Genomic DNA, 10,444 nt, shown 5'->3' with positions numbered 1-10,444 from the left:
AGGCGAATTGAGGCATACATTCACTTTTATAACCACGAACGACCTCAAAGAAAGTTGAAAAAACTGACACCTGTGAAGTACAGGTGCCAGTTCGCTGCATAGGGTGTTATTTAACTGTCCACAAAAATGGGTCTTGACCAGTTTCTACGGAAACGGGAGGGGCTTTTTTGCGCAATCGGTAGTATCATAGAATTAATCATTAACGGCAGAAAACGAAAGGGACGGCCCATGACGAGAATGACGCGGCAGCGCATTACGGTGTTTGTAACGCTCATAGCCGTCCTGTTGGGCGCGCTGCCCGGCGCGGTACGGGCGGAGGCGCCGGCCGCGGCGCCGGAGAAGGCTTCGACCGAAGCCTCGGCGGCAACCGAACCGGCGCGGGCGGCGGTGCGGGGCGTGCTCGACCTGAGCGACGGGACGTTGGAGCGGACGGGCTGGACGATGCTCGAGGGGGAGTGGGCGTTCTATTGGAACGAGCTGCTGGAGCCGGCGGCGAGCGGGGCGCCGGGCGGTAGCGGCGGTTCGTTCGAGGGGCGGACGCCTGCGTACGTGCCAGTGCCGGACGTCTGGTCGAGCTACGTCGTCGACGGGGAACCGCTCGGCAGCGACGGATACGCGACGTACCGGCTGGCGATTCGGCTCGCCCCGGGCGATGCGGCGCGCGCCTTGGCGCTGTATATGCCCAGCGTCGCGACGGCGTATCAGCTCTGGGTCGACGGGCGGCCGCTCGGCGGCAACGGCGTCGTCGGCGCGTCGCGGGCCGAGATGGTGCCGAAGAACGTGCCGAAGGTGTACGTCTTCTCGCCGAGCGGGGACACGGTCGACGTCGTCGTGCAGGTGTCCAACTTCGTGCAGCGCAAAGGCGGCTTGTGGGAAGGCATCCGGTTCGGCACCGCGGACGCGATTGGGCAGCTGCGGACGAGGAACGTGATGATGGAGTCAACGGTGTGGGCGGGCATCGTCGTGATGGGGCTGTACCACCTCGGCCTATTCGCGTACCGCCGCAAGGACGTCGCGCCGCTGTTCTTTGCCGGCGTCTGCCTCGCGGTCGGCGCCCGGATGCTGTTTCTCGGCCAGACGCTCGCGGTGTACGCCGTTCCGTCGATCCCGTGGGAGATCGGGGTGAAGATCGAGTACATCTCCGCCGCGATCGGCATTATGCTGCTGCTGTTGTTCGTGCGCGCGCAATATCCGAACGAGTCGCATCGCGCGGCGGCGGCGTACTCCGTCGCGTTCACCGCGGCGGTCGTCGGCTTCGTCCTGTCGACCCCGGCGGCAACGTACACGACCTTCCTGCTCCCGATTGTCCTCGCGGGCGTGCTGCCGACGATCCTCTACATCTTATATGTGTTCGCCGCGGCCGCGGCCCGAAGACGGCAAGGCTCGACGCTGAACGGCATCGGCTTTACGATCTTCGCGATTTCGATCGGGAACGACATTTTGCTTTACACGCAATGGGTGAGCGCCGGAAATTTCATTCCGTTCGGGCTGCTCGCCGCGTTGTTCACGCAATCGCTCAATATCGCGGGCCGGTTCTCTCACGCCTACGGAAGCGCGGAGCGGCTGGCCGACGCCCTGCGGCAGACGAACGAACGGCTCGAAGCGATGGTGGAGGAGCGGACGCACGCGCTCCGCGAGGCGAACGAGCGGCTGGAACGAAGCAACGACGAGCTGACGGCGCTGGAGCGGGCGCGGCGTCAGCTCATGTCGACGATCTCGCACGAGCTCGGCACGCCGTTGACGTCGATTCAAGGCTTCGTCAAGCTGATGCTCGACGGCGTCTTGCCCGGCGACGACCGGCGGACGCTCCGCCTGATTTACGACAAGACGCTGTTTCTCGATCGGATTATCCAAGACTTGTTCGACCTGTCGAAGCTCGAGGCGAGACGGCTCGGCTTTCGGTATCAGTCGGTGGATGCGGCGGCGTTCCTGAAGCAGATGGCGGAGGGGTATGCCTGGAACGAAAACGAGACCGGCGTCGCGCTGCAGATCGGCCGCTGGGAGCCGGAGCCGGGGGCGGCGCGCAAGCTGCGCGTCGACCCTATCCGCATCGAGCAAGTCTTCGCGAATCTCGTCGCGAACGCGAAGAAGTTTACGCCGGCCGGCGGCGCGGTGCGGGTCGGCTTTACGGAAGCGGCGCTGACCTCGGGGGCGCCGGCGCTGCGCGTGGAGGTGACCGACACCGGGGTCGGCGTCCCGGAAGCGGAGCTGCCGTTCGTCTTCGAGCGGTTTTATCAAGGAGCGGCGTCGGCGAACGCCCGCCTCGACGGCGCGGGGCTCGGGCTTGCGATCGCGAAGCAAATCGTCGAGCAGCACGGGGGCGAGATCGGCGTGTCCAGCGCGCCGAGCCGAGGGAGCTCGTTTTATTTTTTACTACCGTTCGAGACGGGGGGCGCAAGCATATGACGACGGCGGCGGGAAAAATTTTGCTCGTAGAGGACGACCCGGACATTCGCGAATTGATCCGCTTGACGCTCGAGAGTCAAGGGTACGAGGTGTGGGCGGCGGACGACGGACGGCGGGGACTGGAGCTGTTCCGCGCCGTTCGGCCGGATTTGGCGCTGCTCGACGTCTTGCTGCCCGGCATGACCGGGCTCGAGCTGTGCAAGGAGCTGCGCCGGCAGTCGGACGCCCCGATCGTCTTTCTGAGCTGCAAGCGGGAGGCGGACGACGTCATCGAGGGGCTCGAGCTCGGGGCGGACGATTATATGACGAAGCCGTTCGATCCGGCCGAGCTCGTCGCCCGCGTGCGGGCGAGACTGCGCCGGCTGCCCGGCGCGGGCGCGAAGGCGGCGAAGCTCGGCGCGCTCGAGATCGACTGGCCGGGGCGGGACGTGAAGCGGAACGGGCAATCGCTGCCGCTGTTCACGAAGGAGCGGCAGCTGTTGTTCTTCCTGCTGGAGCATCCGAATCAGGTATTCAGCATCGCCCAGCTGTACGAGCGCGTCTGGGGGATGGAGCACGGCAGCGAGGAGCAGACGGTGAAGGTACATATCAGTAACTTAAGACGGAAGATCGAGGACGACCCCGCCAATCCGAAGTGGATCGTGACGGTGCGCGGCTTCGGCTATAAGCTGTTACTGGGCTAATCATGCCTGACAAGCAATAGAGAACGGCAAGAGGGGACCGTCGGCGGACGGTCCCCGTTGCGTTTTCCGAATTAGAGGGATAGGGCGGCGTGCGCGTTCTTGACGTCGGTCGCGAGCAGCTGATCGAGGTTGTAGGAAGGATAGAAGCCGCGCTCGAGCATAAAGTAGAATACCTTGGCGTGCAAGGCGATGGCGGCGGTCAGATGCTTGACGAACGTCGCGCGCAGCTCGGGCGTCGCCGTCTCCGTAATCGCGATGGCGTAGTTGCGCACCGCCGTCTTCAGCACCCCGAGCAGCTGCGCCGATTCTGCGCCCGGCAGCTCGATCTCCTCGTGGTCGCGGTGCGGCGCCGGCGCTTTCGGGTAGAACGCCAGCAAATCCCGCAAATTGTGTTCCAAGGCGGCGATCGCTTCCGCATACAACGCGCGCAGCGCCGGGTCCTGCAGCGTCGGCAGCTTCTTCTTGAACGACACCAGCTGACCCGTTTGGAACGCCACCAATTCATGCATCTCGAGCGTCTCGTGCCATGCTAAGTACTTGACTTGCCCCGCGTTCAACTTCAATGCAACCCACTCTCCACATCTCAAGATGAGATACGATATGCCGAAGCGCCTATGGGCGAACATTGTCCGGATGGGGATTTTTGGAATGCTCACGTGTACGGAATCGGAAAATGGTCGATGCTTCTCCCAAGAAGAGAATCTTTCCGACGAAGGGATGTGGCGTTCCGTGCGAAAGACGGAGCGGTGGATCGCGGCGGCGCTCGCGCTGGCGGCGCTCGCGTGCGCGTATTGGAGCCTCGCGAGGGGGCCGATGGTCGGCGTCGCGGATAACGGAGATTTCCTGCGGGTGATGAAGACGGTCGGCTTCGATTATGCGGAGCCGGGGCTGACGTACGGGGACAAATATTTCGATTATGCGATCTTCGCGTACCGGGACGTCCCCGTCGGCTTCGGCGGCTACGTCTCGACGCATCTGCTGTTTTTGTTCGCCGCTAAGGCGGCGAACGCGCTGGCGACCGGGGGCTTCGGCGGCACGTTCCGTCTGGGGGTGCTCGGGGCAGTGTACGCGGCGACGTTCGCGGGGGCGGTCGCGCTGATCTATACGGGACTGCAGGCGAAGCGCGCCGTACGGCTCGCGGTCGCGGCGGCGCTCGTTGCCGTCTACAGCGATATCGGGTACGCGGCATATTACCACTCGTTCTACGGGGAGCCCGCTTCGATGCTCGGCTTTCTGCTCGCGATCGGCGCCGGGCTGCATGCGGCTAAGGCGGGCGGGCGGCGTCGACTGTGGTGGTTCTTCGCTGCGATCGTCTTGTTCGTGGGGGCGAAGGCGCAAAATTTCGCCGTCGGGCTCGTGTTTTTCGCGGTGCTGGCGCGCTGGCGGGACCCGGCAAGGGCGATCGGGGCGCCGGCCTCGCGCAGGCTGGCGCTCGCGCTGTCGGCCGGCGCGCTGCTGCTCGGCTTCGCGGTGTACGCGGCGACGCCGAAGGAGCTCAAGCGCATTAATCTTTACCAGACGGTGTTTTACGGGATTTTGAAGCATTCCGACGACGTGCCCGCGGATTTGCGGGAGCTCGGGCTGCCGGAGACGCTGGCGCCGCTTGCCGGCACGAATTTTTTCGAGGCCGGCACGGCGATGCCGCAGACGTCGCCTGCGCTCGATGCGTTGTTTTACGATCGGGTGAGCCATGCGGACGTCGCGCTGTACTACGCCCGGCATCCCGGCAAGCTGTACGAGCGCGTCGCGTTCGCGGCGGCGCACGCGACGACGATCCGGCCGTACTACCTAGGAAGCTTCGCGAAGGAAGCGGGAAGGGAGGCGGGGGCGGTGCAGCTCGAGGGCGGCTGGTGGAGCGAGTGGAAGAAGGAGCGCCTCCCGCGCAGCGTCGGCTTCGCGACGGCGGTCGGCGCGCTGTACCTGGCGATGCTGTCGAGCCGCGGGATCGCGTCGGCCGCCGGGCTGCGGGCGCCGGCCGCGCTGTACGCCGTGCCGGGGGTGGCGGCGGTCGCGTACGTCACGCCGCTCGTCGGCGACGGGGACGCGGACCTTGCAAAGCATCTGTTTCTTTATAACGTCGCGTTCGACTTTATGGCGTGGTTCGCGGCGGCCGTCGCGATCGGTATGCTCGTCTCGGCGTCGGTCGCCGCGGGGCGCCGGCTGCGGCGGCGGGCCTCGGTCGGGAGGGCGGCGTGAGTGCGGCGGGCGGACGGGTCGGCGCGGCGCGCCTGCGAAGCTTGGCGGGGGCGTTCGCCTCGGGCGGCTCCGGCTCCTTCCTCCGGTTTCTCGCCGTCGGCGTCGCCAATACGATCGTCGGCTACGGCGCCATCTTCGCCGCGCTGGCGCTCGGCGCGACGTATGCGGCGGCGACGCTGCTCGGCACGGCGCTCGGCCTCGTCGTCAGTTTCGCGCTGAACGGGCGGTACACGTTCCGCTACGAGGGGCGGCTCGCGCCTGCGGCGCTCCGGTTTCTCGCCGTCAGCTTCGGGTGCTATCTCGCCGCCTTCCCGGCCGCGCGCGCCGCGCTCGCGGGCTGGACGGCGCCGTTCCTCACGGCGGACCAGACGGCCGCCGTCGCCGGGAGCGCGGCTTACACGCTGCTGCATTACGTCGCGCTCCGCCGGCTCGTCTTCAGGCGTCCCGCCAAATCTTCCCGTGGAAGCGCGTAATGGCGTCGAACAACGTCTCCCCGTCGCGCGGCAGACCGGCGTCGCGCGTAAGCTCCTTATATAAAGCGCGGTACGTCTCGGGCACCCACCGATACTTGTGCACGTAGTCGGTGCGAACGAAGCCGAGCGACGTCCAAAACCGCTCCCGCCCCTCGTTCGCCGCGTTCGCCTCCGCTTCGATCTCGATGACGAGGCCGCGGAGTCCGCGCCGCAGCGCCTCTTCCTCTAGATAGCCGATCATGCGCCGCCCGACGCCCCGCGACCGATGCGCCTCGCGCACGGCGACGTAGTCGATGAGGAGGGCGCCGAGCTCCGGCAGGAAGCCGGTGACGGCCATGGCGACGGGGACGCCGTCCGCCGATGCGAGATGCAGCAGCCCCGCCGACGTGTCGACGATCTTGCGCACCATCTTGTGCGTCTTGCGCCCCTGCGGCGCGAACGCCTCGTCGAAGATCGGCGCGGCGCCGCGCCATGCGTCCTCGTCCCAAGCCGTCAGCGTATCGAAGTGTAAGCCCAAGGGATATTCCTCCGCGTTCGAAAATGATACAATCTCCTTACACTATACCACGAACGGCGGTGCGCGCATGAAGGAGAAGGAGAGGGAGCTGGTCCGGTTCGGCGTCTCTATGCCGCAGGACCTCATCGAGCGCTTCGATCGCGTCATCGCGGAACAAGGCTACGGCAATCGGTCGGAGGCGATCCGGGATTTAGTGCGCAAGGAGCTGCTGCAGCCCGAGCGGCTGCCCGCGGCGTCGGCGGTCGCCGGGACCGTCGTCATCGTGTACGACCATCACGTGTCGGATTTATCGAAGCAGCTGACGGAGCTGCAGCACGATTATCACCACGACATCATTTCAACCATGCATGTGCATCTCAATCACGACCAGTGCCTCGAGATCGTCGTCGTCAAGGGCGCCTACGGGCGGCTGTTCCGGATGACGGAAGCGATCCGCGTGCTTCGAGGCGTGACGTACGCCGAGCTGTCGGTCAGCCATATCGAAGGCGAAGGCGGCGGGCATGCGCACGGGCACGGCCATAGCCATGGCCAGGGATAGCATTCCCAGGAACGCGCGGCGTTCGGCGCCGCTCGACCGGCTGGACGGCCGCCTGCGCCGGTAGGCGGGCGACGGCCCATTTTCAACACCCCCCTTTGTACTAGGGCATACACTGCCTACAAGACAGGGGGGATTTTCATATGACGATGACGAAGCGGAACCGGTACACCCGGACATGCATCTTAGGGTTCCTGCTTGCGGCAACGTTGACCGCGTGCGGCGCCGGATCGACGCCGGCGACGGCCGAGCCGCCTTCGCCGCCGCCCGCGCAGCCGGCCGAACCGGCACCGGCACCGGCTCCGGCTCCGGCGCCCGAGACGCCGGAATCGGTCGAGACGGTATGGGGCATCGATACGGCGAGCATCGTGGACGCAACGTTTTACGCTTGCGTGCGCGACAACTACGGCGAGCCGGCGTTCGTCGGCCGCTACCTCGAGACGAAGGAAGGCGTGTCGTACGGCATTCAGCCGGAGGAGGTCGAGCTGCTTCACGGCAAGGGCGTGAAGATTTTGCCGATTTACAACCACTTTACGGATGCGACGACGCACGAGCGCGGCGTCGCGGAGGCGGAGAAGGCGATCGCGATGGCGCGGGAGGCTGGCATTCCGGAAGGCGTGGCGATCTTCGCGGACGTCGAGCCGGACTATCCGGTCGACCCGGACTTCTTGCGCGGCTGGACGGAGACGATGGCCGCGTCGCCTTACGTCCCCGGGCTTTACGGGGTGATCGTAGAGGCGAGCGAGAGCGGCGTGCGCTCTTCGTATCTTTCGTTCGCGTGGCATTACCCGGAATTGGCGGGGAAGCTGGCGGTCTGGACGAGCGACGTCGACTTCGGCATCTCGACGAAGGCGAACGCGCCGGCCGCCTACGAGCCGGAGGCCGAGGCGATCACGACCGTCGACGTGTGGCAATACGGTATCGACGCGGAGACGTGCAACATCGATACGAATCTAATGCGTAAGGAATTCATGCAATATTTGTGGTAAGACGCGGGGAACGAGACGCCCGCCCGGCCGAAGCCGGGCGGGCGTCTGCGCGCGTCAGCCGACCGGGAGTCGGACGGTCAACCGCGCGCCGCGGTCGTCGTCCCCGGGCGCGATCGCCAAGGCGCCGCCGAGCGCCTCGGCGCGCTCGCGCAGCGTGGACAGGCCGAAGCCGTCCGGGACCGGCACGTACGGGGCGCCGTCGCTCGCCAGCGCGAAGCGGACGAAGCCGTCCGCGGCGGCGAGCGAAAGCGCGAAGCGTCGAGCGCCGCCGTGGCGGATGCCGTTCGTCAGCCCCTCCTGGAGGGCGGCGTATAACATCTTCTTGCGCAGCGCGTCGAGCGGGGGGAGCGATTCGAAGACGGCGTCGATCTCGACGCCCGTCATCGCCGTCGTCGCGTCGATCAGCTCGCGCAGCAGCTCCTCCGCGCCGGCGCGTCCGGCGACGTCCGCCTTCATCATGCGCACCGCGCTTCGCACGTCGCCGAGGCCGCGGCGGACCGACTCGAGCGCGGCTTCCAGCTTCTCAAGCGCCGTATCCGGGTCGATGCGCACGAGCCGCTTGACCGCCTCCATCTGCATCGCCGCCCCGGTCAACTGGTGGCCGAGGATGTTGTGGATGTCGTGCGCGATCCGGTTGCGCTCCTCCCAGACCGACACCTCCCGCAGCGCCTCGAACGTCTCCCGCGTCGACGATTCGAGCCGGGCATGCTCCGCCTCGAGCTGCCGATGCTTCTCCTCGAGCTCCGCCGTGCGGACCGCGACCAGATGCTCCACGCGCTGATGGAGGTCGCGGAGATGGGCCGCGAAGGCGAGGCCGAGGCAGACGACGAAGCCGAACACTCCGAGATACAGCGTCGACGACTTCCAGAAATAATTGAAGAGCGGCGCTTGCTCGTGCAGCATCGGGTGCGCCTGCGGCCAGAGCAGGAGCGCGCCGTTCGCGGCGCAGCACAGCGTCAGTACGGCGCAGCCGACGAGGATCCACGACAGCTGATCGTCCCCGGCGAGGGCGGCGCCGCCGCGGCGGTCGCGGGCCAGCGTCGCGGCGGCGGCCAAGCCGCAAAACGCCGCAACCCCCAAGGCGACGTCGCCCGTAAGCGCCTTGAATAACGCGGGACTCGGCCAAGCCGCGGCGGCGCAGAGCAGCGCGAAGCCAAGGAGCGCTTGCCGCGTCCGTCGCAGCAGCCCGCCGGCGCCCGGTCCGAACAGCTGCTCCAAGAACGCGAGCAGCGCGAAGAGGCCGATCGGCAGGGCGAGCCGCGCGTAGTAAGCCGCCCCGGACAAGTCCATGAAGTAATGGGCGAGCGAGGTGTGGAGAAGCCCGCTTGCGCCGGCCGTCAGCGACAAGAGCGCAAAGTAGAAATACATCGGCCGGCGGACGTTCAGGGCGAAGCCGAGCAGGGACGCCAGGCCGAGCGCGAGCAGCGCGACGGCCAGCAGGGCGCGGGGGGCGTTGCGCAGCACCAAGTCGCCGTACTCCGTCTTGCCGTCGGCGATCGTCACAAGGCCTAACCCGAGGCCCGGGAGGCCGTTCCCGAGCACGCGCAGATGGACGACGGTGCTGTCGCGGTCCGGCGGCAGGGAGACGAGCCGGGCTTGATGCTCCGTCAAGACGCGAGGCGTTCGCTTCTGCATGTTGTAGCTGAGGGCGAGGTCCCCGTTCACGTACGCCTCGTAATGGGCATACCGCCGAACGCGAAGCACGGGGGCGTCGAACGGCTCGTCGGGCAGGCCGAACCGCAGCCAGTAGACGCCCTCGTGCGCCGCCGCTTCCTCGCTCCCGACGACGTCGGCGAGCTTGCGCCATTCGACGTCGCCGTCGAGGAGCGCACCGTCGCCGGCGACCGGCAGGTCGCCCAAAAACACGTCCGCGCCGGCCCCGTGGTGCAGAGCGCCGTACACGCGCGGATATTCGAAGCTTAGCTTTCCGCCGTTGAGAAACCACGTCGCGCCGGCGCATAACGCGTACAGCCCCGCAAGAAACAAAATATACCGAAAGACGATTCGAGCTCCGCCGACGCCGTTCATGGCCTCATATACTCCTTCAAAAAGGCGATCGCGCGCAGCCGGTCGTTCGTGCCGATCTTCTGATAGATGACGCTGACATAGTTTTTCACGGTGCCCTCGCTCATATAGAGCTTCTTTGCGATTTCTTTATTCGCAAGCCCTTCGACGACCAGCTCCGCGATCTCCCGTTCGCGCTCGGTGAAGGCGATCCCCTCCCGGCGCAGCCGGTCGAGCCGGAGCGTCCGCCCCGCCGTCGGCTCGTGCCTCGCTAGGCGAGCGGCGAGCTTGCCGGCGACCGCGCCCGGCAGCAGGAGCTGGCCTTGCGCCGCGTCCCGCATCGCCTGCACGAGCTTGTCCGCGGGCAGCTCCTTCAAGAGAAAGCCGACCGCCCCGTACGCGAGGCTGTCGACGATGTATTGCTCGTCGTCGAACGTCGTCAGCACGATAACCTTCGTCTCCGGGCATTCCGAAGCGATCCGCCGGGTCGCCTCGATGCCGTCCATGACGGGCATCTGAACGTCGAGCAGCGCGATCGACGGCCGCAGCCGGCGCACGAGCTCGACGGCGTCTTCGCCGTTGTCGGCGACGCCGACGACGCGCATATCGTGTTCCAAATTGATGATCGTTTGCAGCCCGTC

General features: G+C 66.5%; 11 protein-coding genes. 7 read left to right on the top strand and 4 right to left on the bottom strand.

Annotated features, from left to right (window positions below; genetic code table 11):
- Window positions 1-6 precede the first annotated feature (6 nt).
- The 3 genes from VEZ38_RS16005 (at window position 7) to VEZ38_RS15995 (ending at window position 3,089) form a co-directional block, all read left to right on the top strand.
- Window positions 7-102, top strand: a complete 96-nt coding sequence (locus VEZ38_RS16005) for an IS3 family transposase (protein WP_324892563.1) — start codon at window positions 7-9, stop codon at window positions 100-102.
- Between the two features lie 126 nt (window positions 103-228).
- On the top strand, window positions 229-2,406 hold the full coding sequence (locus VEZ38_RS16000; protein ID WP_324895160.1) for a sensor histidine kinase: 2,178 nt from the start codon (window positions 229-231) through the stop codon (window positions 2,404-2,406).
- The gene (locus VEZ38_RS15995; protein ID WP_324895158.1) at window positions 2,403-3,089 is read left to right on the top strand and encodes a response regulator transcription factor; all 687 of its coding nucleotides are present in this window, start codon (window positions 2,403-2,405) and stop codon (window positions 3,087-3,089) included. Before VEZ38_RS16000 ends, VEZ38_RS15995 begins: the two co-directional genes overlap by 4 nt.
- Window positions 3,090-3,160: 71 nt before the next feature.
- Here VEZ38_RS15995 and VEZ38_RS15990 read toward each other — a convergent pair whose 3' ends face one another.
- Window positions 3,161-3,598, bottom strand: coding sequence for a spore coat protein (locus VEZ38_RS15990; protein ID WP_324895162.1), 438 nt, complete (start codon window positions 3,596-3,598; stop codon window positions 3,161-3,163).
- 220 nt (window positions 3,599-3,818) lie between these two features.
- Here VEZ38_RS15990 and VEZ38_RS15985 point away from each other — a divergent pair, with 220 nt between their 5' ends.
- Entirely contained in the window at window positions 3,819-5,285 is a 1,467-nt protein-coding gene (locus tag VEZ38_RS15985) for a hypothetical protein (protein ID WP_324895156.1), read from the top strand.
- The gene (locus VEZ38_RS15980) at window positions 5,282-5,758 is read left to right on the top strand and encodes a GtrA family protein (protein WP_324895154.1); all 477 of its coding nucleotides are present in this window, start codon (window positions 5,282-5,284) and stop codon (window positions 5,756-5,758) included. Before VEZ38_RS15985 ends, VEZ38_RS15980 begins: the two co-directional genes overlap by 4 nt.
- On the opposite strand, the gene VEZ38_RS15975 is transcribed toward VEZ38_RS15980, so the two are convergent.
- Entirely contained in the window at window positions 5,721-6,275 is a 555-nt protein-coding gene (locus VEZ38_RS15975) for a GNAT family N-acetyltransferase (protein ID WP_324895152.1), read from the bottom strand. The genes VEZ38_RS15980 and VEZ38_RS15975 overlap by 38 nt on opposite strands.
- 67 nt (window positions 6,276-6,342) lie before the next feature.
- Between VEZ38_RS15975 and nikR the strand changes: the two genes are divergently transcribed.
- Both nikR and VEZ38_RS15965 read left to right on the top strand, forming a co-directional pair.
- Window positions 6,343-6,813, top strand: a complete 471-nt coding sequence (nikR, locus tag VEZ38_RS15970) for a nickel-responsive transcriptional regulator NikR (RefSeq protein WP_324895150.1) — start codon at window positions 6,343-6,345, stop codon at window positions 6,811-6,813.
- Window positions 6,814-6,953: 140 nt separating this feature from the next.
- Window positions 6,954-7,799 (top strand): glycoside hydrolase domain-containing protein, encoded by an 846-nt coding sequence (locus VEZ38_RS15965; protein WP_324895148.1) that lies wholly within the window; start codon window positions 6,954-6,956, stop codon window positions 7,797-7,799.
- Window positions 7,800-7,853: 54 nt separating this feature from the next.
- Here the strand turns inward: VEZ38_RS15965 and VEZ38_RS15960 are convergent, their stop codons facing one another.
- Together VEZ38_RS15960 and VEZ38_RS15955 are read right to left on the bottom strand one after the other, a co-directional pair.
- Complete coding sequence (locus VEZ38_RS15960) at window positions 7,854-9,827, bottom strand: sensor histidine kinase (RefSeq protein WP_324895146.1); 1,974 nt, start codon at window positions 9,825-9,827, stop codon at window positions 7,854-7,856.
- The coding region (locus VEZ38_RS15955; RefSeq protein ID WP_324895144.1) for a response regulator transcription factor at window positions 9,824-10,444 on the bottom strand (621 nt) is incomplete at its 5' end. The genes VEZ38_RS15960 and VEZ38_RS15955, both read right to left, overlap by 4 nt.

The organism is Paenibacillus sp., assembly GCF_035645235.1.
Classification (GTDB): Bacteria; Bacillota; Bacilli; order Paenibacillales; family YIM-B00363; genus Paenibacillus_AE.
The sequence above is the reverse complement of the archived record's forward strand: the minus strand, read 5'-3'. Positions and strand labels throughout refer to the sequence as shown.